This window comes from Bacteroidota bacterium, from assembly GCA_016722565.1.
GTDB lineage: Bacteria > Bacteroidota > Bacteroidia > 2-12-FULL-35-15 > 2-12-FULL-35-15 > 2-12-FULL-35-15.
The window spans coordinates 263,573-286,382 of the sequence record JADKIU010000001.1; the positions used below are offsets into that span (position 1 = coordinate 263,573).

22 protein-coding genes are annotated in these 22,810 nt (G+C 37.8%); all 22 read left to right on the top strand.

From position 1 onward, the window contains the following. Nucleotides 1–23 precede the first annotated feature (23 nt). The 22 genes from IPP64_01010 to IPP64_01115 all read left to right on the top strand — a co-directional run bounded on the left by IPP64_01010 (nt 24) and on the right by IPP64_01115 (nt 22,808). Nucleotides 24–530: an NADH-quinone oxidoreductase subunit C gene (locus IPP64_01010; GenBank protein ID MBL0328014.1), complete on the top strand. Its 507-nt coding sequence runs from the start codon at nt 24–26 to the stop codon at nt 528–530. Nucleotides 531–532: 2 nt separating this feature from the next. After that, entirely contained in the window at nt 533–1,753 is a 1,221-nt protein-coding gene (locus tag IPP64_01015) for an NADH-quinone oxidoreductase subunit D (protein MBL0328015.1), read from the top strand. A 6-nt stretch (nt 1,754–1,759) separates the two neighbouring features. Then, nucleotides 1,760–2,299, top strand: coding sequence for an NAD(P)H-dependent oxidoreductase subunit E (locus IPP64_01020; protein ID MBL0328016.1), 540 nt, complete (start codon nt 1,760–1,762; stop codon nt 2,297–2,299). 2 nt (nt 2,300–2,301) lie between these two features. Beyond that, nucleotides 2,302–3,645, top strand: coding sequence for an NADH-quinone oxidoreductase subunit NuoF (gene nuoF / locus IPP64_01025; protein MBL0328017.1), 1,344 nt, complete (start codon nt 2,302–2,304; stop codon nt 3,643–3,645). A 16-nt stretch (nt 3,646–3,661) separates the two neighbouring features. Beyond that, complete coding sequence (locus tag IPP64_01030) at nt 3,662–4,654, top strand: (2Fe-2S)-binding protein (protein ID MBL0328018.1); 993 nt, start codon at nt 3,662–3,664, stop codon at nt 4,652–4,654. 45 nt (nt 4,655–4,699) lie between these two features. Beyond that, a complete protein-coding gene (nuoH, locus tag IPP64_01035; protein ID MBL0328019.1) occupies nt 4,700–5,746 on the top strand; it encodes an NADH-quinone oxidoreductase subunit NuoH in 1,047 nt (348 codons plus the stop codon). Nucleotides 5,747–5,791: 45 nt separating this feature from the next. Beyond that, nucleotides 5,792–6,397 (top strand): NADH-quinone oxidoreductase subunit I, encoded by a 606-nt coding sequence (locus IPP64_01040; protein MBL0328020.1) that lies wholly within the window; start codon nt 5,792–5,794, stop codon nt 6,395–6,397. Between the two features lie 18 nt (nt 6,398–6,415). After that, complete coding sequence (locus tag IPP64_01045) at nt 6,416–6,916, top strand: NADH-quinone oxidoreductase subunit J (GenBank protein MBL0328021.1); 501 nt, start codon at nt 6,416–6,418, stop codon at nt 6,914–6,916. Nucleotides 6,917–6,965: 49 nt separating this feature from the next. Then, on the top strand, nt 6,966–7,283 hold the full coding sequence (gene nuoK, locus IPP64_01050) for an NADH-quinone oxidoreductase subunit NuoK (protein MBL0328022.1): 318 nt from the start codon (nt 6,966–6,968) through the stop codon (nt 7,281–7,283). 39 nt (nt 7,284–7,322) lie between these two features. Beyond that, nucleotides 7,323–9,221 carry an NADH-quinone oxidoreductase subunit L gene (gene nuoL / locus IPP64_01055; protein ID MBL0328023.1) on the top strand — a complete coding sequence of 633 codons (1,899 nt, stop codon included), beginning with the start codon at nt 7,323–7,325 and terminating at the stop codon, nt 9,219–9,221. 17 nt (nt 9,222–9,238) lie between these two features. Next, nucleotides 9,239–10,705, top strand: a complete 1,467-nt coding sequence (locus IPP64_01060; protein ID MBL0328024.1) for an NADH-quinone oxidoreductase subunit M — start codon at nt 9,239–9,241, stop codon at nt 10,703–10,705. A 68-nt stretch (nt 10,706–10,773) separates the two neighbouring features. Next, entirely contained in the window at nt 10,774–12,144 is a 1,371-nt protein-coding gene (locus tag IPP64_01065; GenBank protein MBL0328025.1) for an NADH-quinone oxidoreductase subunit N, read from the top strand. Between the two features lie 78 nt (nt 12,145–12,222). Beyond that, nucleotides 12,223–14,136, top strand: a complete 1,914-nt coding sequence (locus tag IPP64_01070) for a hypothetical protein (protein MBL0328026.1) — start codon at nt 12,223–12,225, stop codon at nt 14,134–14,136. A gap of 35 nt (nt 14,137–14,171) precedes the next feature. Next, the gene (locus IPP64_01075; GenBank protein ID MBL0328027.1) at nt 14,172–15,185 is read left to right on the top strand and encodes a T9SS type A sorting domain-containing protein; all 1,014 of its coding nucleotides are present in this window, start codon (nt 14,172–14,174) and stop codon (nt 15,183–15,185) included. 176 nt (nt 15,186–15,361) lie between these two features. Further along, nucleotides 15,362–16,609, top strand: a complete 1,248-nt coding sequence (locus tag IPP64_01080; GenBank protein ID MBL0328028.1) for a cation:dicarboxylase symporter family transporter — start codon at nt 15,362–15,364, stop codon at nt 16,607–16,609. Further along, on the top strand, nt 16,606–17,229 hold the full coding sequence (locus IPP64_01085) for a VTT domain-containing protein (protein ID MBL0328029.1): 624 nt from the start codon (nt 16,606–16,608) through the stop codon (nt 17,227–17,229). The genes IPP64_01080 and IPP64_01085 overlap by 4 nt, the downstream gene beginning before the upstream one ends. 193 nt (nt 17,230–17,422) lie before the next feature. Further along, entirely contained in the window at nt 17,423–17,914 is a 492-nt protein-coding gene (locus IPP64_01090) for a VTT domain-containing protein (protein ID MBL0328030.1), read from the top strand. Between the two features lie 347 nt (nt 17,915–18,261). Then, nucleotides 18,262–19,059 (top strand): MotA/TolQ/ExbB proton channel family protein, encoded by a 798-nt coding sequence (locus tag IPP64_01095; protein MBL0328031.1) that lies wholly within the window; start codon nt 18,262–18,264, stop codon nt 19,057–19,059. Between the two features lie 38 nt (nt 19,060–19,097). Continuing rightward, a complete protein-coding gene (locus IPP64_01100; protein ID MBL0328032.1) occupies nt 19,098–19,763 on the top strand; it encodes a biopolymer transporter ExbD in 666 nt (221 codons plus the stop codon). A gap of 79 nt (nt 19,764–19,842) precedes the next feature. Then, entirely contained in the window at nt 19,843–20,502 is a 660-nt protein-coding gene (locus IPP64_01105; protein ID MBL0328033.1) for a biopolymer transporter ExbD, read from the top strand. 8 nt (nt 20,503–20,510) lie between these two features. Then, a complete protein-coding gene (locus IPP64_01110; protein ID MBL0328034.1) occupies nt 20,511–21,326 on the top strand; it encodes an energy transducer TonB in 816 nt (271 codons plus the stop codon). Nucleotides 21,327–21,866: 540 nt separating this feature from the next. Next, nucleotides 21,867–22,808 carry a substrate-binding domain-containing protein gene (locus tag IPP64_01115; GenBank protein MBL0328035.1) on the top strand — a complete coding sequence of 314 codons (942 nt, stop codon included), beginning with the start codon at nt 21,867–21,869 and terminating at the stop codon, nt 22,806–22,808. The last annotated feature ends 2 nt before the right edge of the window (nt 22,809–22,810 follow it).

A 22,810-nucleotide genomic window follows, 5' to 3' on the forward strand; every position in this document is an offset into this window, starting at 1 on the left:
AAGAAAGAGAAAAAATTCAAAAAATGGAGAACACTTTATTAGATAAAGTAGCGGAAAAGTTAAAAACACAGTTTGGTGATGGATTTGTTTCGTCTTCCATGAACGTGGATTACCCCGAGTTCGTTGTTAAACGCGATATTATTTGTGAAGTCGTTGATTTTCTTTACAAAGATGAAGAATTGGCTTTCCAATATTTAACAACCATGGCAACCATTCATTATCCCGAAAATCAAGGACATGAATTTGCTGTGATGTATCAATTGCACAACCTTCCGAAAAATTTAAGAATCAGAATTAAAATAGTATTCAGCAGCAGCGATGTAAATGTTCCTTCAATTACATCTGTGTTTTCCGCTGCCAATTGGATGGAACGTCAAGAATATGATTTCTTTGGAATCATTTTCAGAGGCCACCCAAATTTGAAACGTATTTTAAATATGGATGATTTAGGATATCACCCAATGAGAAAAGAATATGCATTGGAAGATGGAACGCGTGAAGATAAAGCTGATAAAATGTTTGGTAGATAATTATGAGCAAAGATAAAAACACAAACAAGAATCAAGAACTGATTGAGGAGAAAGAATATTCTACTCTGAATCTTGGTCCTACGCATCCCGCTACACACGGTATCTTTCAGAACGTGTTGAAAATGGATGGCGAAATAATTATGGACTCTGAAGCAACGGTTGGATACATCCACCGTGCATTCGAAAAGTTAGCTGAACGCAGACCATACTATCAAATTACTCCCATCACTGATCGTTTAAACTATTGCTCATCACCCATCAACAACATGGGCTGGCACATGACCGTGGAAAAACTGATGGGCATTGAAATTCCAAAACGTGTACAATATATGCGCGTTATCATTATGGAATTAGCTCGTATTGCCGATCACGTTATTTGTAATTCTGTTATTGGGGTGGATACAGGTGCAATGACGGGCTTCTTATACATCTTCCAAATGCGTGAACGCATTTATGATATTTATGAAGAATTGTGTGGCGCACGTTTAACAACAAACATTGGTCGCATTGGCGGATTAGAAAGAGATTTTTCTCCGAAAGCATGGGACTTGTTAGACAAATTTTTAAAAGATTTCCCTCCTGCATTAAAAGAATTCGAAAACCTGTTGATGAGAAACAGAATTTTCATGGATCGTACAGTTAACTGCGGACCAATATCAGCAGAGCGTGCATTGAATTATAGTTTCTCAGGACCTAACTTGCGCGCAGCAGGTGTAGATTACGATGTGCGTGTGATGAACCCGTATTCATCTTACGAAGAGTTTGATTTTATTATTCCTGTTGGAACACAAGGTGATACGTATGATCGCTTCATGGTGCGTCAACAAGAAATGTGGGAGAGTGTAAAAATTATTAATCAAGCCATTGCAAAAATTAAAAAGGAACCTGCAGGCGTTTATCATGCAGATGTTCCAGAATTTTTCCTTCCTCCGAAAGAAGAAGTATACAACAACATGGAAGCATTAATCTATCACTTTAAAATTGTGATGGGTGAAACAGAAATTCCCAAAGGAGAAGTATATCATGCGGTTGAGGGTGGTAATGGAGAATTAGGTTTTTATTTAATCAGTGATGGCGGAAGAACACCTTATCGTTTGCATATGCGCAGACCATGCTTTATTTATTATCAGGCGTATGCAGAAATGATTAAAGGTCAGATGTTATCAGATGCTATTTTAACAATGAGTAGCATGAACGTAATTGCAGGAGAACTAGACGCATAATATACTATGTCACAAGAAATTAAATTTAACGAAGAAACGCTTGCCTTGGTTCACAAAATCATCAAGCGTTATCCTGAAGGCAAACATAAATCGGCATTGCTTCCGGTTTTACACATTGCTCAGGCTGAATTTGGTGGTTGGTTAAGCCCGCAAACAATGGACTATGTTGCCTCCATCTTAAACATCAAACCAATTGAAGTATACGAAGTAGCATCTTTCTACTCCATGTACAACTTAAAACCTGTTGGAAAATGTTTGTTGGAAGTTTGTCGTACCTCCTCTTGCTGGACACGCGGTGCAGAAGATGTGGTGAAACACTTAGAGAAAAAATTAGGAATAAAAGAAGGTGAAACAACTCCTGATGGAATGTTCACTATTAAAACAGTAGAATGTTTAGGAAGCTGCGGAAGCGCCCCAATGCTGCAATGTGGCGCATCTTATCACGAAAATTTAACGCTTGAAAAAGTAGATAAATTAGTAGAAGACTATCGTGCGGCAGGAAAACAAAGAAGTTATACAGACATGGATTATAAAAACACTTTGTAATTATGGGGAAGAAATTATTAATACATAACGACAAAGTTCCGGGAATTGCAACACTTGAAGTGTATCGTCAACATGGCGGTTATGCATCCGTAGAGAAAGCTTTGAAAACAATGTCGCCTGCCGATGTTGTAGAAGAAGTAAAAAAATCAGGGTTAAGAGGTCGTGGTGGTGCCGGTTTCCCTACAGGAATGAAGTGGAGCTTCCTTGCAAAGCCCGAAGGTGTTGAACGTTACCTCGTTTGTAATGCCGATGAATCAGAGCCGGGAACATTCAAAGATCGTTATTTGATGGAAAAAATTCCTCATGCACTTATCGAAGGAATGATTACTTCTTCATTTGCATTGGGAGCAAAAACATCTTACATCTACATTCGTGGTGAATACTTTTATGTTGCTCGTATCCTTGAACAAGCAATAGAAGAAGCTTACGCAGCAGGCTTTTTAGGAAAAAATATTTTAGGTACGAACTTCTCTCACGACTGCTATGTACAAGTTGGTGGAGGTGCATACATCTGCGGTGAAGAAACCGCTTTGTTAGAATCACTAGAAGGAAAACGTGGAAATCCACGTATCAAACCACCATTCCCAGCTATCGCAGGTTTATATGGTTGTCCAACTGTTGTAAACAACGTTGAAACAATTGCTGCCGTTTGCCCAATCGTAATGATGGGTGGAGACGAATATGCAAAAATTGGAATCGGAAGAAGTACCGGAACAAAATTAATTTCTGCATCCGGACATATCAATAAACCTGGTGTGTACGAAATAGAATTAGGTTTGCCGGTTGAAGAATTTATTTATTCGGATGAATATTGTGGTGGTATTATCAATGGAAGAAAACTAAAAGCAGTTGTTGCCGGAGGTTCTTCTGTTCCTATTTTACCAGCCGAATTAATTTTGAAAAACGATAAAGGCGAACCTCGCTTAATGTCCTACGAATCATTAAGTGAAGGCGGTTTTGCTACAGGAACAATGCTGGGTTCCGGAGGATTTATTGTATACGATGAAACAACCAGCATCGTAAAAAATCTTTACACATTCGCTCGTTTCTATCATCACGAAAGCTGTGGACAATGTTCGCCTTGTCGTGAAGGAACTGGCTGGATGGAAAAAATTCTTCACCGCATTGTGGAAGGACATGGTAAACCAACTGACATTGATCTGTTGTGGGACATTCAAAGAAAAATTGAAGGGAATACAATTTGTCCATTAGGTGATGCTGCTGCATGGCCTGTGGCAAGCGCTATTCGTCACTTCCGTGCAGAATTTGAAGAATACATTAATCACCCTGAAAGAATTAAAGACGTTAAACATTATTATTCCGTTCATCAACTTGCGGGAGCATAATTGTAAAAGATAAAAAATGGCAAAGGTTACTATAGATGGTCATACGATTGAAGTTCCGGATGGAACAACAATCTTGCAAGCAGCCAGAATGTTGGTTGACAAAAACCCGGAGGTGGATGCAAAAGTTGCTCCTCCTACCATGTGTTATTACTCGAAATTAAAAACCAGTGGAGGGTATTGCCGTACCTGTATCGTAAAAGTTACAAAAGGTTCTGAAAAGGATCCGCGCCCAATGCCGAAGCCGGTTGCTTCTTGCCGCACAACCGTAATGGATGGAATGGAAGTGGTAAACATTACTTCTCCGGAAGTGTTGGAAGCTCGCAAAGGTGTTGTAGAATTTTTATTAATCAATCACCCGTTGGATTGCCCTATCTGCGATCAAGCCGGTGAATGCCACTTACAAGATTTAGGCTACGAACACGGCTTAGCAAAAACACGTTACGATTTTTCTAGAAGAACCTTCAACTTAATTGATATCGGTCCTTACATCAAATTACACATGACCCGTTGTATCATGTGCTTCCGTTGTATTAAAGTGGCTGATCAAATTACGAATAACCGTTACCAAGGAATGTTGTTTCGTGGCGATGCCTCTGAAATCAGTACATACATTGAGAAAGCAATCGATAACGATTTCTCTGGAAACGTAATTGATGTTTGTCCGGTAGGTGCCTTAACAGATAGAACCTTCCGTTTCAAGAGTCGTGTTTGGTTTACAAAACCAATGGATGCGCACCGCAACTGTACAAAATGTTCCGGCAAAGTAGCCATTTGGATGAAAGGAAATGAAGTGTTACGTGTTACCGCTCGTAAAGATCAATGGGGAGAAGCCATCGAATGGATTTGCAACGAATGCCGCTTTGAGAAAAAAGATGCGAAAGATTGGGTAATTGAAAAACCATCTCATATTGATCGTCATTCGGTTATTTCTCAAAATCATTACGAGAACTTAGCACAATTGAAATTGGATATTGGTAAACAACAAAAGCAAATTGCTGCAAAAAAATAATTAATGTCATTGCCGTTGGATTGGTCTGACGGAAAAAAATAAAATATGGAATTAAATTTTTTAATTTATAAAATCATTCTGGTGTTGATTGTATTTTCAATCACATTGTTAGTTGCTACCTACAGCACCTACGCAGAACGTAAAATTGCTGCATTCCTTCAAGATCGTATCGGTCCGGATCGAGCAGGCCCTTTCGGAATCCTTCAGCCATTAGCCGATGCCGTAAAAATGTTTATGAAGGAAGAGGTGATTCCAAGTGTTTCCAATAAAATGCTTTTTATCATTGGTCCAGGTTTATGTATGCTTACGGCTTGTATGACTGGTGTAATTATTCCTTGGGGGAAATCAATCAACATCGGTGGAACAGATTATCCAATGCAAATTGCAGATGTAAACATCGGAATCCTTTATTTATTTGGAGTGCTTTCATTAGGCGTTTACGGAATCATGATTGGTGGTTGGGCTTCCAACAATAAATATTCATTATTAGGTGCTATCCGCGCTTCTTCTCAAATGATTAGCTATGAAGTAGCAATGGGAATTTCAATCATTGCATTGGTAATGACTACAGGAACATTGAGTACCGGAGAAATTGCAGCGCAACAAACAGGTTGGCACTGGAATGTATTGGTTCAACCATTAGGCTGTTTAATCTTTATCATTTGTGCATTCGCTGAAACAAACCGCGCACCATTCGATTTACCGGAATGTGAAACAGAATTAGTCGGTGGATATCATACCGAGTACAGCTCTATGAAATTAGGATTGTTCTTATTTGCGGAATACATCAACATGTTTATTTCTTCTGCAGTAATTTCTACGTTCTATTTTGGTGGGTACAACATGCCGTTAATTGGTCGTTGGGTGCACGATCCAAATTGGTTAGCCATTTTAGGATTTGTATTCTTATTTATGAAAATTGTAGGATTCATTTTCTTCTTCATGTGGGTGCGTTGGACCTTACCACGTTTCCGCTACGATCAATTAATGAATTTAGGCTGGAAAATATTAATTCCATTATCGATATTGAATTTGGTATTAACAGGAGCATGGATGATGCGTCATGAGATTATGGCGTATTTCACAAGATAAAAAATGTAAAACTCAACAAGTTTACTTGTTGCTAAAGAAATAAAAATGCAATTAACAAACAGATCACAAGTTGTTGTAAAAAAGGAAATGTCGTTCATGGAACGAATGTATCTGCCTGCTATTTTCGGTGGCATGTGGATTACCTTTACACATCTTTTCAAAAAATCAGCAACCATAAAATATCCTGAACAAACACGTGAATTCAGTGGTATTTATCGCGGACAACATGTTTTGAAGCGTGATGAAAAAGGTGCTGAACGTTGTACCGCTTGCGGGCTTTGTGCTGTGGCTTGTCCTGCTGAAGCAATTACGATGACCGCTGCAGAACGCAAGCCGGGTGAAGAAAATTTATACAGAGAAGAAAAATATGCAGCGAAATATGAAATCAATATGTTACGCTGTATCTTCTGTGGCGACTGCGAAGAAGCATGCCCGAAAGAAGCCATTTTCTTAACAGACCGTAAAGTAGATAGTTTCTATACGCGCAAAGAATTCATTTATGGCAAAAGCATTTTAGTTGAATCCAAAGAAAATCCAATCGATTTAACAAAACGCCAAACACCGAACGTGAAAGAATTTAAATTGGACAAGCACTTTGCTCACAACCAAACATTTGATAAAAACAAAAAAACAAAAGTTGGCGGACATTAGTTTTCAAACACTGTTATTATGATTACACAATATTTATTTTACTTATTATCCTTCTTAGCACTGATGTTCGCATCAATGGTGGTTATTACTAAAAACCCTATTCATAGCGTTTTATACCTTGTGCTTACCTTTTTCGCAATTGCCGGACATTATGTTTTGCTCAATGCACAATTTTTAGCAGCGGTTCACATCATCGTATATGCCGGAGCAATCATGGTGTTGTTCTTATTCGTGATCATGCTCTTGAATTTAAATAAAGAAACCGAACCGGGTAAAAGCATTTGGTTAAAAGCATCTGCTGTAGTTGCGTCTGGTTTACTGTTAGTTGTTTTTGTTGGAGCAATCAAAGGAGCAACCGTGATTCAATCAACAAACCCGTTTAATGCCAACATCGGTTTGATTGAAAATTTGGGTATGACCTTGTTCAACGAATTTTTATTGCCGTTTGAATTAGCATCGGTTCTCTTGTTGTCGGCAATGGTTGGAGCCGTTATGTTGGGTAAGAAAAGTATAAAGTAATAAGTGATTGAAAAACTAACAATTTTACAATCTTCAATTTTAAATTAAAATGAGCGCAATACAAACAATTCCTTTAGAGTGGTACATCCTTTTAAGCACAGTGTTATTTACAATCGGTGTGTTGGGTGTTCTCCTTAGACGAAATGCCATAATTATTTTTATGTCGATAGAGCTGATGCTAAATGCTGTTAACTTATTGTTGGTTGCATTCTCCAGCTATTTATCTGATAGCAAAGGACAAGTATTTGTGTTTTTTATTATGGCTGTTGCTGCTGCAGAAGTAGCCGTAGGATTGGCAATTCTGATGATGGTATACAGAAATACAAAATCATCGGACATTAATATTTTGAATAAATTAAAATGGTAGTTTGTTGGGATTGTATCCCGACTGTTAAATAAAAAGAATATGATAAAATTAGTTTGGTTAGTTCCGCTTCTCCCACTGATAGGTTTCATCATCATTGGATTGTTCGGAAAAAAATTATCGAAGGGATTAGTAGGAGTAATTGGAAGTGGCGCAGTTGCCGGAGCTTTTGCAATTGCACTCGCAGTGTTTTTTGAATTGAAAGGCAGTGTTCAGAAAGAATACACTATCGAACTATTCAACTGGATTTCTGCCGGAAAACTTTCTATTCCGTTTTCATTCTTAATTGATCCATTGTCTTCTTTATTTTTGTTAATCATCACCGGAATAGGATTCTTAATCCACGTTTATTCTTCTGGATACATGAGTCACGATGAAGGATTCTCCCGCTTTTTTGCATACTTGAATTTGTTTATTTTCTTCATGTTGTTGCTCGTGATGGGTTCCAACTACTTAATCATGTTTGTTGGTTGGGAAGGTGTTGGATTGTGCTCTTATTTGTTAATCGGCTTCTGGTTTAAGAACACCGCATACAACAATGCTGCGAAAAAAGCATTCATCATGAACCGTGTTGGAGATTTAGGATTTTTATTAGGCATCATCTTGATTTTTGTAACCTTCGGTAGCATCGGGTACCACGATGTTTTCGAACAAGCAAAAAATATGGGTTCCGGAAATGCAACCTTAACCATTATTGCACTCTTGTTATTTGTAGGAGCAATGGGAAAAAGTGCTCAGCTCCCATTGTATACTTGGTTGCCTGATGCGATGGCCGGACCAACTCCTGTATCTGCCTTGATTCACGCTGCCACCATGGTAACAGCTGGTATTTACATGATTGCCCGTTCAAACATTTTATACACACTTTCTCCGGATGCAATGAATGTTGTGGCCATCATTGGTGTTTGCACCGCTTTGTTTGCAGCAACCATCGGCTTGGCGCAAAACGATATTAAAAAAGTATTGGCATACTCTACCGTTTCTCAATTAGGATATATGTTCCTCGCTCTTGGAGTAGGTGCTTATACCGGAGCTGTATTCCATGTAATGACACATGCATTCTTCAAAGCATTGTTATTCCTTGGCGCTGGTAGTGTTATTCACGCGATGAGTGGTGAACAAGACATTCGTAAAATGGGTGGATTGAAAAAATACATTTCTACAACGCACATTACATTCTTAATGGGAACACTCGCCATTGCAGGCTGCTTCCCTTTCTCAGGATTCTTTTCCAAAGATGAAATTTTAGCTCACGCGTGGGAACACAATAAATTACTTTGGTTCTTAGGAATTTTAGGTGCAGCGATGACCACCTTCTACATGTTCCGCTTGTATTTCTTAACCTTCCATGGAAAATTCAGAGGAACACATGAACAAGAACATCATTTACATGAATCACCGAAATCAATGACCATTCCGTTAATTGTATTGGCTGTGCTTTCTGTTGTTGGCGGTTTAGTTGGTATTCCTGCAGCATTGCACGGAACACATTATCTGGAGGAGTTTTTAAGTCCGGTATTCGAAGCCTCTTCTTTCCGAATCGTTCACCATTTATCACATGAAACGGAATACATCTTGATGGGTCTTGCTACAGTGGTGATGGTCGTTTCAATCTACTATGCGTATAACACATATGTGAAGAAGAATGTATTGCCTCCGGCAGAAGGAGAAGCACTTACACCTGCTCACAAATTAATCTACAACAAATATTGGGTAGATGAAATTTATGAAATGCTAATTACAAAACCGTTAAACCTGATTTCAGAAGGACTTCACAAAGTAGTCGATAATCAATTGGTAGATGGAATTGTGAATGGTGTAGGTTCGGCAGTAAGCTGGATGAGCGGAACCATTCGCTTAGCACAAACAGGAAACATTGGCTTTTATATTTTCGTGATGGTAATCAGCATCGTATTGATTTTATTCACTCAACTTTTTTAGAATTTATTTAACAACATATGATTACATTATTATTAATATTTTTTCCGTTGGTTGCAGGTTTGCTTCTTTTGTTCGTGAAAGGACAACAGGCAAAAACCATTGCATTGGGCGCATCCATTTTAGAATTTGCAATTGCTGTTTTTGCATTGACGCAATTTCAACACAACGCCTCTACACAGTTTGAGTGGAACCACGCTTGGATCCAATCCATGGGCATCACCTTTCATGTTGGGATTGATGGTGTTTCGATGCTGTTGGTCTTGCTTACCACCTTCTTAGTTCCTGTTATCATTTTAACATCGTATAAAACAGAATACAAAAACCCGTCTGCTTTTTATTCTTTGATTCTGGTAATGCAAATGGCACTTGTAGGTGTGTTTGTTTCATTAGACGGATTCTTGTTTTATGTGTTCTGGGAATTGGCTCTTATTCCAATCTATTTTATTTGTTTGTTGTGGGGCGGAGACGACAGAGCGCGCATCACCTTCAAGTTTTTTGTTTACACCTTAGCAGGAAGTTTATTCATGCTGGGAGGATTAATCTACTTGTATTTACACACTCCCGGTTCTCATAGTTTTGATATTGCTGCATTGTATGCTGCAGGTCAAAGCATGGATGTTGTTCACCAAGGATATGTTTTTTGGGCAATGTTTGTTGCATTCGCAGTAAAAATGCCGGTATTCCCATTCCACACTTGGCAGCCGGATACCTATACAACCGCTCCAACGCAAGGAACAATGCTCCTTTCTGGGATTATGCTAAAAATGGGAACTTTCGGTGTGATTCGTTGGTTGTTGCCATTAGCGCCATTGGGTGTTGAAAAATATGCAAACCTGGCTATCGGATTAGCGGTGTTTGGTGTGGTATACGCATCGTGTATCGCCATTGTACAAAAAGACTTTAAACGTTTAATTGCATACTCATCCATTGCACACGTTGGCCTAATTGCTGCTGGAATTTTATCCATGAATACACAAGGTGTTCAGGGTTCAATGATCCAAATGTTGAGTCATGGTGTAAACGTTGTTGGTTTATTCTTCATCGTGGACTTAATTCAAAAGCGCACCGGCAGAAGAGATTTAGATGGATTGGGCGGAATCAGAAATGTGAATCCTCAATTCGCAGTTTTCTTTTTAATCATCTTATTAGGCGCAGTAGCACTTCCATTAACCAATGGATTTGTGGGAGAGTTTTTATTGTTAAACGGGGTGTATCAATTTAACCCATGGATGGCCGGCTTTGCGGGACTATCTGTAATTCTTGGTGCGGTGTATATGTTGCGCAGTTACCAAGCAATTATGTTGGGTGAAACAAATAGCAATACAGCGAACTTTGCTCCGCTTGAAGGAAGTGAAAAAGCAGTATTGATTATTATTTGTGCTGCAATCATTGTATTTGGTGTGTTTCCAAAACCATTAACAGACATTGTATCACCCGCTGTTGATCAATTAGTAGGAAACGTTAGAGTAGCATTAGGAAAATAATTTCTTCATGCTTGTTCAATAGTAGAACAAGTTAGAAGTAGAGGTTTTAAAAGATATTTAATTTATATATGAAAGCATTAATATTACTTTCTTCATTAGGTGTAATTGCATTGTTAGCTGAAATATTCAGCTTCAAAAAACTATTGTATCCAATCGTGTTGCTTGGTTTAATTACAGCATTTGTTCTCAACATTTTTGATTGGGACACCAACCAAGTGTATTATAAAATGATGCAATTTGATAATTACGCTGTCGCCTTTACAGGGTTAATTATTGTTGTTGCATTTCTTTGGTTTTTGATGGCAGAAGGATTCTTTAAAGAAGAATCAAATCTAACCGATCATTTTGCATTAGTGTTGTTTGCCCTAGTAGGAGCGGTAATGATGGTTTCTTACAAAAACATGTCGATGTTATTTTTGGGAATCGAAATTCTTTCTATTCCAATGTACATCTTGGCAGGTAGTAATAAAACCGATGTTTCTTCCAACGAATCTGCATTCAAATATTTAATCATGGGGGCTTTTGCCACCGGTTTCTTGCTTTTTGGAATAGCCTTAATTTATGGTGCTACCGGTTCCTTCGACTTAACTGAGATAGCAAATGCCGTTTCTACCGGAACAGTATCGATGGCCATTTTTGCAGTAGGTGTTTTGTTAATGTTAGTAGGTATGGCATTTAAAGTGTCTGCTGCTCCATTTTATTTCTGGGCTCCTGATGTATATCAAGGTGCTCCAACGGTGATTACAGCATTCATGTCCACGATCGTAAAAACTGCAGCCTTTGCAGCATTCTTAAGATTGTTCGCTACCACATTTATGGAAGTAAGCGGAACATGGATGAACGTAGTATGGGTAATGGCAGCATTAACATTGTTGGTTGGAAACATCACAGCTGTTCTTCAAACAAGCACAAAGCGTATGCTCGCATATTCCAGTGTGGCACATGCCGGCTATATGTTGTTGGCGTTGTTAGCGGGAAATAGCTATTCAAACTCTGCAATTTTATTTTATGCAGCAGCGTATTCTATTGGTTCCATCGCAACATTCTGTATCGTTCACATTATTTCAAATGAAAAAAAATCAGATGGTGTAGATTCGTTCAACGGCTTAGCAAAAACAAATCCGTTCTTAGCAGTGGTAATGACCATCGCATTGTTATCGTTAGCCGGGATTCCACCAACAGCAGGTTTCTTCGCGAAGTATTATATTTTCACTTCCGCATTCGTTGCGGGAAACGTTGGATTAGTATTAATTGCCATCATCGCATCATTAGTCGGAGTATATTATTATTTCAGATTAATCATTGCGATGTACTTCAAAGAAAGCCCAAGCACCGAAGCTGTTCCCGTTGATGCAAATCATAAACTATTACTATTATTTGTTGCAATCGTAATCATTGTAATGGGTATTTTGCCGGATTTCGTGATTAATTTGTTGTAACACTTAATTAAATCCTAATTTAAAGGCTTCGTGGTATTCGAAGCCTTTTTTGTTATCTTTATAATATACAAATAAGCAATGAAAAAAGCGCTACTTGTTTTTGTTTTTATTTATTTATTTATTTTCTCTAAGGCACAAAGTTTCGAGTGGGTTAGTGGTGGAGATTGGAAAGCGACTCTCCAGAACGTAGATGTAATAGGCAATATATATTTAACTGGGAATTTTAGTGGAACAGTAGATTTTGATCCTGGATCGGGTGTATTTAATCTTTCTTCTGCTGGTGGAGATGACATTTATATTCTTAAGCTAAATCCAAGCGGAAATTTTCTTTGGGCAAAAAGAATAGGAGGAACATTAGCGGATAATGCAATGGGCATTGCCTCAGATAATTTGGGATTTGTATATATAACAGGCTTCTTTAGAGGCACTGCTGATTTTGATCCAGGGGCCGGGGTGCACAACTTAACATCAGCAGGAAGTACATTATCTAAAGATGGCTTTTTATGTAAATTAGATCCGCTGGGTAATTTCGTATGGGTAAATCAAATTAGGGGAAGTGTTCTTACTTCGTTTACCGATTTGGATCAAGTGGGTAGATCAGTTTCAATTGATGCGACAGGGTTGATTAATTTAGGAGGAACGTTTATTGGTATAACGGACTTTGATTCTAGCCTTGATACATTTAGTTTGGACGCGGGAGCTAATGATGGTTTGTTTTTAGCAAAATATAATAGTTCTGGAAATTTTATTTGGGCTAAAGGTGTTGTAGGGGGATCGTTAACTCCAGAATTTTCAAATATTGACGATGTATATAATATTTATTCGGGAGGGAGGTATGATGGCTCTCCTGATTTTGATACCTCTCCTCTCATAACTGATACATTATTTCTCCCTGATTCCGTTCCATCTTTTGGATATATAAGTAAATTCAGTTCTGATGGAAACCTGAAATGGGCTAGATATATATCGACTGTGGCAGGTTGGGTTGATGTGGATTGTGCATCCATTGACAATCTTGGTAATATATATATGTGTGGACACTATAGGGATACAATTAGTTTCGACCCATCAATTTTGGCATTTAGTAATATTCCTAAGGTTTTTGGAGGAGGGAATGATGATATGTTTATAGCAAAAATGGATTCAACAGGAAATTATATTTGGATAAAAACATTGGGAGGTCCAGGTAATGAATCTGCAGCAGATATTTTTTATGGAGCAGACGGAGCGATATATATTACTGGTGGCTTCGAAAATACCGTTGATTTTAACCCAGGATTAGGGACGAATAATTATTCTGCATATAGCATGGAAGATATTTTTATTCTCAAGCTAGATAGCAACGGAAATTTTATTTGGGCAAAACAATTAGGAGGGACTTCTGGGGCTGTGGGAACAGATTATGGAAGCCGCATCAGCATTGACACGGCAGAAAACATTCTTCTTACAGGAATTTTTAAGGGAACCACAGATTTTGATTTATCAAGCAGTATATATACTTTAACTTCAATCGGTTCTGTTTATGATGGTTTTGTATTAAAACTAAGTCAGGATTCTTGCGCAAATGTTAATTTAATAGTTGATTCTGCTGTGCATATAAATTGTACTGCTTTGGGTTATGCATCTGCTTATACTTTAAATGGGTTAGCTCCATATAGTTATTCATGGAATACAATTCCTGCTACGATAGATTCAATTGTGAATTTTAGTGTTTCTGGCATTTATGAATTAACACTCACAGATGCAAATAGTTGTATCAAATCAACATCTGTTATAATAAATGGACCTTTATTTCCTTTGAGTTTTGATTTAACAGCAAATTTGATTTCTACAAATTATCGAACAGGCCTTTCCTCAACAATATCATTAGATGGATTTAATGATGGCTGTGTTCCAACATCTGGAACATTGCAATTAATTTTAGATACATTGGTTATCTATACATCGGCTTTGCCATTGCCTGATATGATTAGCGGAGACACATTAACCTGAATTTTAGTAATTTAATTTATGATTCAGCTCACGTGATGCCACAGGTAATTGTTCAAACACCAACTTGGGCAGCAATCGGAGATACGGTTTGTTTCAATTTAATTATGAATCCAATTGCAGGTGATGCTGACCCAACAAATAATACAAAGCAGTATTGCTTTCCTGTAATTAATAGTTACGACCCGAATGATAAAAAAGTATATCCTGTTGGAACATGCTCGCCAGGATATATTAATGATGGTGAATTATTAACCTACACTGTGCGTTTTCAAAATACAGGAAATGCTCCTGCACTTGATGTATACGTATTGGATTCATTGGATGCTGATTTAGATTTAAACACCGTGCGTGTAATCGGAAATAGTCATACTCTGATTACAGAAGTATTACCAGGAAATGTATTAAAATTCAGATTTGACAATATTAATCTTGCAGATAGTACAAGTAACGAAGCAGAAAGCCATGGCTACGTTGTTTTTGAAGTGATGCCGAATACAAGTCTGGCGATAGGTACAACCATTACAAACAATGTGGGAATTTATTTTGATTTTAATGTTCCTGTTTATACCAACACGGTTTTAAATACAATTAGTGATGGAATATTAAACACGGGAACCACTTCAATGGCAAATGTTATCACGGCAGATTTAACAGGAGCTTCTTATCAATGGTTAGATTGTGATAACGGAAATGCAATTATTCCTGGTGCAACCAATCAAAGCTATACTGCAACAGCTGGAGGTAATTATTCAGTAATTGTTTCAGATGGTTGTTTTGCTGATACATCGGCATGTGTTTCTGTTTTTGTTACAGGCATGAGTGAAGATATAAGTGGGAATCAATTTTCATTTTTCCCAAATCCTTCAAATAACACCATCACAATTAATACCTTACAAGCAACACAAATCAAAATTGTAAACATGCTTGGAGAAGTTTTAATAGATAGTAATGTTAAAGACAAAAGTATTGTTGATATCAGTGGACTGGCAAACGGAGTCTATTTTATTCAAACGCAAGAAGGGCTTATAACCAAGCTAATCAAACAGTAATTCCAAATCATTGCCGAAGACAACAAATCTGAATTAATATTTACAAGCAATAATCTGCGAATCTGTGGCGTATTTTCTTGTGTATAATTGCCCTACAAAACCTATATTTGTTTTAAATAAATCCCTCAGCGTCCTCTGCGAAATATCTTTGCGACCTCTGCGGTAAAAAACAAACTATGAAATTCAAAAAGCCATCCCTCATCGTTCAAATATTTGCAGGAATGTTCCTGGGAATTATCGTTGGATATTTCTGGAAAGATTTTGCACCAAGCTTACACATCCTCAGCGATATTTTTATGCGCTTCATAAAAATGATCATCGCTCCGTTAGTGTTCTCTGTATTAGTGGTTGGTGTGGCGAAGGTGGGCGACTTTAAATCTGTTGGACGCATTGGAATAAAAACACTTTTATATTTTACAACAGCAGCAATTATTTCGTTGTTGTTGGGATTAATGCTCGTGAACGTATTTGCTCCGGGGAAAAAGATGCATTTGGAATTGCCTGCAGCCAACGCTGAAGTGGGCGTTCAAGCAGCAAAAGAATTTGACACCAAAAATTTCATTAACCACATCATTCCGGAAAGCATTGTGGATGTCATGGCGAAAAATGAAATTTTACCCATCGTTATTTTTGCACTCTTTTTCGGAATTGCGGCCGCATCCATTGGAAACAAAGGGAAAGTAGTGGTTGATTTTTTTGATTCCGTTTCACACATCATGTTTAAAGTGACCAATTATGTAATGTCGTTTGCACCGTTTGGCGTATTTGGCGCTTTGGCAGCAGTAGTTGCAAAACAAGGACTGGAAGTGCTTACAGGCTATGTGTATTTGATTGGAACTTTTTATTTAGGACTACTTTTGTTTGTTTTTGTTGTGTTGTTTTTGATTTGTTTCTTTATGAAAATTAATTTTTTCAAATTGTTAAACTATATCAAAGAACCAATTTTATTAGCATTCAGCACCGCCAGCTCCGAAGCGGCAATGCCGAAGACCATCGAATCACTTGAGCGATTTGGTTGCGGAAACCGTATTGTTAGTTTTGTATTGCCACTCGGGTACTCCTTTAATTTGGATGGTTCCATGATGTACATGACGTTTGCAACTGTGTTTATTGCGCAAGCGTACGGTATTGAAATGACAACCGGACAACAAATTACCATGTTGCTTATTTTGTTGGTTACCAGCAAAGGAATGGCGGGAATCCCGCGTGCATCCTTGGTTGTAATTGCAGGAATGTTAGCACATTTTAATATTCCGGTAGCAGGATTGTTGTTGTTGTTGGGCATTGATCAGATTTTAGACATGGGCCGCTCTGCAACCAATGTCGTTGGAAATGCAGTAGCTACAGCCGTTATCTCCAAATGGGAAGGGGAACTTCACGAGCATAAAGTTGATCCCAATATTGATAAAGTAAAATTGGATTGATAGAATTTCTAAAACAACTCACCGACCCTCAATCCATCATTGCTTATGGTGGTTTAGCATTGCTGTTGTTTGTCGTGTTTGCCGAAACCGGATTACTCATAGGTTTTTTTCTGCCCGGAGATTCCCTCATTTTTATTTCAGGAATGATTTGCGTTTCTAAACCTGAATTACTTGGGGTCAATTTACCTGTTTTGATACTCTTACTCTGTTCGGCTGCAATTGTTGGAAACATTGTGGGCTACTGGTTCGGCTACAAAGTGGGGCCACCATTGTTTGAACGCAAAGATTCACTCATTTTCAAAAAGAGATATTTGGAAGTCACCCGTAAGTTTTATGACAAAAACGGAGGAAAAACCTTGATAATTGGTCGTTTTTTACCCATTATTCGCACATTTGCTCCGATTTTAGCCGGAGTTGTAAAAATTGAGTTCAAAAAATTTATGCTTTACAATGTGATTGGAGCGGTTGCCTGGATTGGCACTTTGTGCAGCATTGGCTATTATTTGGGAACATACGTATGGGTTCAAAATAATATTGGCTATATTGTAATCGGACTCATCATTATTACCACCATTCCGGTTCTTACCACCTTCCTTCGCGAAAGAAAAAATAAACAATGATTTTTGCGGTTGTCTTTCATCAATAGATTATTGTAATTTTGCACCCTGAATGGAAGTAATACAATTTATCAGGAATTTTAGTGATGCCCAATATATCATTCATTGGGGTAGTCTGGCTTTTCTCATTTTCATAGTTTTTGCTGAATGTTCTTTTCTTGCGGGGTTTTTCCTGCCAGGAAACTCGCTCATCTTTATGGCAGGTATTCTTTGTTCTTCGAATCCTGAAACATTAGGAGTAAACCTTTTTGTCTTGATTCTTTTGCTTTCTATTGCTGCTATGGTTGGTTATTACATCGGTTATTGGTTTGGCTTTAAAACGATGGGTCCACGATGCATGAAACCGGATACGAAGATTTTCATCTTCAGAAAATGGTGGATTGATCGTACTGTAAACCTTTATGACCAGCATGGTGGAAAGATCTTGATAGTAGGGCGTTTCTTGCCTTTGATACGCAATTTTGCCCCTGTAATTGGCGGGATGATTCAGATGGATTACAGAAAATACATGGTTTATAATGTGATTGGGGCTTTTATTTGGGTGGGTTCTTTAGCAGGAATTGGGTATTATTTCGGATCGGATCCTTGGGTTTTCAATAATATTGGATACATCATTATTGGACTGATAACCATTACCATAGCGTCCCTTTTTGTAAAAACAAAAGCAACCCAAAACCGCCACGAATAACCCCTTTCCCTTTACTTAGTCACCTAGTCACCTAGTTACCTAGTCACTTAATCACTTAGTCTCCTAGTTACCCATTTAATACCAAATCCAACCAATTACCGCTGAAATCCCACCATTTAATAAAAGAGGCGTTTTACAAGCAATCTTTTACTTTAATTCGTGTTATTAGACCAGTATTTTATTAATATTAAGAATCAGTTATTTGAGATGAAAAATTTTTACTTTCGAAATAGATTTAGTATGTTTGGTGCCCTGTTAAAGAAAATTTTAATGGAGAAAAAGGATATCTTTTCTAAAATTTGTATGTATTAAAACTAAATAATAAAATAAACCAAAATCAATTAAATATGAGTAATTCAAAATCAACATCAGGCGGGTTTAACTTTATGACCGCACTTTTAGCAATTGTAATTTCAGTTATCATCGGAACCTTAATCTACATGTTTGTGTTGGGTGCTCCGGGAAATTTTGACGCAGAAGGTCATCCAAAAGAAGGAAACTACCTTGGAATGATGCATGCCGGAGGATTTATCGTACCAATCCTTATGGCTATTTTTATTATCATTGTTACGTTCTCTTTAGAGCGTTTGATTACAATTTCGAAAGCAAAAGGAAAAGGAAAAGCGGACGAATTTTTACGCAACATCAAATCGTTGTTGGCAAGTAACCAATACGAAGATGCAATTGCAGCTTGCGATAAACAACAAGGTTCATTGGCGAATGTTGTTCGCTCGGGTGTTGAAAAACTACAAGTTGTTCAAAACGATTCTACTTTAAATACAGAAGAAAAAATTGAAGCAGTTCAAAAAGAATTAGAAGAAGCTACTTCTTTAGAATTACCAATGCTTTCTAAGAACTTATCTATTATCACTACTTGTGCTACTATCGCAACTCTTTGGGGTTTGATCGGAACGGTATTGGGTATGATTCGTTCATTTGCTGCGATGTCTGCTGCAGGTTCTCCTGATACAGCTGCTCTTGCAACTGGTATCTCTGAGGCCCTTATCAACACCGCGATTGGTATTATCGGTTCGGTAGTTGGTATCATCATGTACAACTATTTCAGTACACGTGTAGATGCAATCACTCACAGTATGGACGAGGCTGGATACAGCATTTTACACACGTTAAAGTTGGCGAAATAAGCCATAACATTTTATAAAAATAATTTTAATATATAGATATGGCTGAAGTATCATCATCTAAAGGTAGCCCTACATTGGACATGACTCCAATGGTGGATTTGGCTTTCCTTTTGGTTACTTTCTTTATGCTTACTGCTACTTCAAGAGTTACTGAACCGGTTGTTGTGGATACTCCTTCTTCTACTGCGGATAAATTATTACCTAAAAATGTAATATTAATCTCCATTGATGATAAAGGAAAAGCATTTTACAACATCAATAACAATGATGTCCGCAAGAAAACCTTGCAGAAAATGGGACAACAATACAAAATTGAATTTACTACTAAAGAAATGGAAATATTTAGTGGTATGACAAGTATTGGAGTGCCAATCGCTCAGTTGAAACAATACATCAACATGGAAGATGCGGAACGTGTTAAGGTAAACTCCCCAGGTATTCCTCATGATTCGTTACACAACGAATTGGGCGACTGGATTCGTTTCGGACAAATTGAAGCAGCTCGTCAGGCAAAAGCAGAGAAAGAACGATTCGACAAACTTGGTAAAGAGTTCGTTTACGAACCTTTACGTTTCGCGATTAAAGCAGATGCACAAACAAATTACATTGCAGTAAAAGATATCATCAAAGTGTTTACCGACATGGATATCTATCGCTTTAATCTGATCACCGACCTTGAACAAGGTCCTGTAGTCGAAGAATAAAAAGAATAATTATGGAATTTATCTTTTGATTGCATCTTAAGTATAATTCCATGGATTTATAACATTTAAAAAAAATAAAATGGCAGATGTAAATACCGGTGATGGCGGAGGTGGTGGAAAACACGCAAAGAAACGCGCCAAAAAATCATCAACCCGAATAGATATGACGCCAATGGTGGATTTGGCGTTCTTACTCCTTACGTTTTTCGTATTAACGTCTACGTTTGCGAAGCCGAAAACAATGGAAATTAACTTTCCGGCAAAACCGAAAACAGAAGACCAAAATCAAAAAGTAAACAATGCGATTACATTTATCTTAACAAAAGACAATGGCATTTATTACTACAATGGTGAGTTTTATCCGGAAGGAAACGCTAAAGGAGAGCCACCTACCCAATTGAAGAAAACCGACTTTTCATCAGAAGGACTCCATAAGTTGTTGTTGGAACGTAACAAACGCACGATTGATGTGATTGAAAAGCTAACCAAACAATTAGCTCAAAAAGAAATTGCCGATACAACATACAAACGCTTAGTATTAAAGGAGAAAGGGAGAAAAGCAGATCCAACCAAAGGTATTGAAGCCGGATTAACGGTGTTGATTAAAGCCGATGATGGGGCTGTTTACAAAAATGTAATTGATGTAGTAGATGAACTTAACATCTGTAACATCGGTTTGTACGCAGTAGTGGATATGGGCGCAAAAGAATTAGAATTACTAAAAGCAACAGCTAAATAATTAGGAAGATGGCAGAGTCGTTATTTAATAATTGGAACAGTGTTGTTGCCCCCGTGCGCAACGACATCGTTTTTGAAGATCGAAATAAAGCATACGGTGCTTACGATCTTCGTAAAAATCACAATCGCAGTGTTGCTATTGCTTTATTGATTACAGGTGCTTCATTTGTATTCATTGTAAGCTTACCTGCAATCATCGATTGGATTAATAATAAAATGGAAGAAGTAGAAGTGCCTGTGGATATTACTCCACTTGACCTTACTGCACCTCCACCAATTGATGAAACTGAACCACCACCACCACCACCTCCACCACCACCAGTGATGGAAACGGTAAAATTTACTCCTCCGGTTGTTACGGATGAAGAAGTTGTGGAAGATCCACCACCGGTTCAAACAGAAGAAACACCACAAATCAGTACGGAAACGGTTGAAGGTTCAGGAGATGAAATTATCATTCCTGATGAAGGAACCGGTAACCAAGTGGTAGAAGCTGTTGTGGAAGCTCCATTAACAATTGTTGAGCAAATGCCAACCTTCCCAGGCGGAGAAGCGGAGATGATGAAATACATTCAAAAAAATGTATCGTATCCTCAAATGGAAAAAGAAGGACAAATTCAAGGTACTTGCTATGTAACGTTTGTTGTTGAAAAAGATGGTAGCATTACGGATGTAAAAGTATTAAGAGGTGTTTCCGGTGGACCAGGTTGCGATAAAGAAGCAATGCGTGTTGTAAAATCAATGCCAAGCTGGAAAGCAGGTAAACAAAATGGTCGCGAGGTTCGTGTACAATTTAACTTACCAATTAAGTTCACCTTAAGATAAGAGGACAGCAGTTTTATAACCTGATAGGTTAAAAAACTATATAATTAAAAAAACAGCAATTCGGCCGTGGATAAAATACGCTATTATTCAAATTTTTTTATGATAGCTGTTTATTTAGGTTTAGGATTGCTGTTTTTGTTTACAGATATCGCAGCAAGCACTTTCCCGAATTACAGAAAAGAGCTTGGAATTACAATGTTAATCTATTGTGTGATCCGAACATTTTTAATGATCTGGAAACACAAGAAAGAACAAAAAAATGAGTTTTAGAATAAAACTAAAGTACTCGTGGAACAGACTAAGGTTTTACCTTAGTTTTTTGCTTTTGGGTTTTTATCTCACCATAGGATGCATGTTTTTGTTTACAGATACATGGATTGATCTTTTGCCTAAAGGACGAAGTATTATTGGAATTGTATTAATTTTGTTTGGCAGCTTACGTTTTTATATCGCCTACCGTAGATATATCAATAAAATACTAAGAATATCTTCCTCCGTAATGACTGCGCAGGAAAAAGAAACTAAAACAGAGGAAGCAAAATGACAAAATCAAACATGTTATCAGGAAGCATTATCGCTTTCTTTTTATTGATGGTTGCTTGCTCCGGTGATTCGTCTAAGCCCGAACCAACGGATACTCCTACATCCGGTGATGTGAGTATTGTTGTGGATGAATCGTTTCAGCGATTGTTTGATACACAAATCTATACCTTTCAATCGATATACAGCAATGCACGTGTTCATGTGGATTACCTTCCCGAAAACGAAGCACTTGCCCGCATGATGAATGATTCTTGTAAAGTGGTGGTTATGTGTCGTGATATCACTCCCACCGAACGCAAATCGTTTGAAGCAAAAAATTTGTTCCCAAAATCAACCAAAATTGCTGAGGATGCCATCGTTTTACTCGTAAATCCGGAAAATATGGATACGATTTTGACTGTGGACCAGGTAAAATCAATTTTGTTGGGCAAAGATTCGCTTTGGAGCCAATTAAATAAAGATTCGAAGTTAGAGGGCATCAAAGTCGTTTTCGATAACGCTGGCTCAGCAAATGCACGATACATGCGTGATTCCTTGTTGCAAGGCAAAGACTTTTCTCCAAATGTGTTTGCTGTTAAATCCAATCCCGAAGTGATTGAATACGTGAGCACCCATAAAAATGCAATTGGCGTTTTAAGTGTGAACTGGATCAGTGATATGGACGATTCTTTAACCACCAATACGCTTAAAAAAGTAAAGGTGGTTGCCATTTCAAAAGATGCTGATTCTGAGTCGTTTAAAGCGTATCAAGCCTATATTAAAACGAAAGAATACCCCTTTACCAGAAGCGTTTATATGATCAATAGACAAACGCGTGCCGGACTTGGTATGGGATTTGTATCCTTTGTGGCGGGGGACAAAGGACAATTAATGATTTTGAAGGCAGGATTGATTCCGGCCATCGCCCCGGTAAGATTAGTACAAGTTAACGTAGAATAAAT

What these genes read in the sequence shown, in the direction of transcription:
- IPP64_01010 (MBL0328014.1), top strand. Translation starts at nt 24, where the DNA reads ATGGAGAACACTTTATTAGATAAAGTAGCGGAAAAGTTAAAAACACAG.
- nuoF (MBL0328017.1), top strand. Translation starts at nt 2,302, where the DNA reads ATGGGGAAGAAATTATTAATACATAACGACAAAGTTCCGGGAATTGCA.
- nuoL (MBL0328023.1), top strand. Translation starts at nt 7,323, where the DNA reads ATGATAAAATTAGTTTGGTTAGTTCCGCTTCTCCCACTGATAGGTTTC.
- IPP64_01020 (MBL0328016.1), top strand. Translation starts at nt 1,760, where the DNA reads ATGTCACAAGAAATTAAATTTAACGAAGAAACGCTTGCCTTGGTTCAC.
- IPP64_01095 (MBL0328031.1), top strand. Translation starts at nt 18,262, where the DNA reads ATGAGTAATTCAAAATCAACATCAGGCGGGTTTAACTTTATGACCGCA.
- IPP64_01060 (MBL0328024.1), top strand. Translation starts at nt 9,239, where the DNA reads ATGATTACATTATTATTAATATTTTTTCCGTTGGTTGCAGGTTTGCTT.
- nuoK (MBL0328022.1), top strand. Translation starts at nt 6,966, where the DNA reads ATGAGCGCAATACAAACAATTCCTTTAGAGTGGTACATCCTTTTAAGC.
- IPP64_01090 (MBL0328030.1), top strand. Translation starts at nt 17,423, where the DNA reads ATGGCAGGTATTCTTTGTTCTTCGAATCCTGAAACATTAGGAGTAAAC.
- IPP64_01075 (MBL0328027.1), top strand. Translation starts at nt 14,172, where the DNA reads ATGCCACAGGTAATTGTTCAAACACCAACTTGGGCAGCAATCGGAGAT.
- IPP64_01040 (MBL0328020.1), top strand. Translation starts at nt 5,792, where the DNA reads ATGCAATTAACAAACAGATCACAAGTTGTTGTAAAAAAGGAAATGTCG.
- IPP64_01065 (MBL0328025.1), top strand. Translation starts at nt 10,774, where the DNA reads ATGAAAGCATTAATATTACTTTCTTCATTAGGTGTAATTGCATTGTTA.
- IPP64_01105 (MBL0328033.1), top strand. Translation starts at nt 19,843, where the DNA reads ATGGCAGATGTAAATACCGGTGATGGCGGAGGTGGTGGAAAACACGCA.
- IPP64_01070 (MBL0328026.1), top strand. Translation starts at nt 12,223, where the DNA reads ATGAAAAAAGCGCTACTTGTTTTTGTTTTTATTTATTTATTTATTTTC.
- IPP64_01030 (MBL0328018.1), top strand. Translation starts at nt 3,662, where the DNA reads ATGGCAAAGGTTACTATAGATGGTCATACGATTGAAGTTCCGGATGGA.
- IPP64_01045 (MBL0328021.1), top strand. Translation starts at nt 6,416, where the DNA reads ATGATTACACAATATTTATTTTACTTATTATCCTTCTTAGCACTGATG.
- IPP64_01080 (MBL0328028.1), top strand. Translation starts at nt 15,362, where the DNA reads ATGAAATTCAAAAAGCCATCCCTCATCGTTCAAATATTTGCAGGAATG.
- IPP64_01115 (MBL0328035.1), top strand. Translation starts at nt 21,867, where the DNA reads ATGACAAAATCAAACATGTTATCAGGAAGCATTATCGCTTTCTTTTTA.
- nuoH (MBL0328019.1), top strand. Translation starts at nt 4,700, where the DNA reads ATGGAATTAAATTTTTTAATTTATAAAATCATTCTGGTGTTGATTGTA.
- IPP64_01100 (MBL0328032.1), top strand. Translation starts at nt 19,098, where the DNA reads ATGGCTGAAGTATCATCATCTAAAGGTAGCCCTACATTGGACATGACT.
- IPP64_01110 (MBL0328034.1), top strand. Translation starts at nt 20,511, where the DNA reads ATGGCAGAGTCGTTATTTAATAATTGGAACAGTGTTGTTGCCCCCGTG.
- IPP64_01015 (MBL0328015.1), top strand. Translation starts at nt 533, where the DNA reads ATGAGCAAAGATAAAAACACAAACAAGAATCAAGAACTGATTGAGGAG.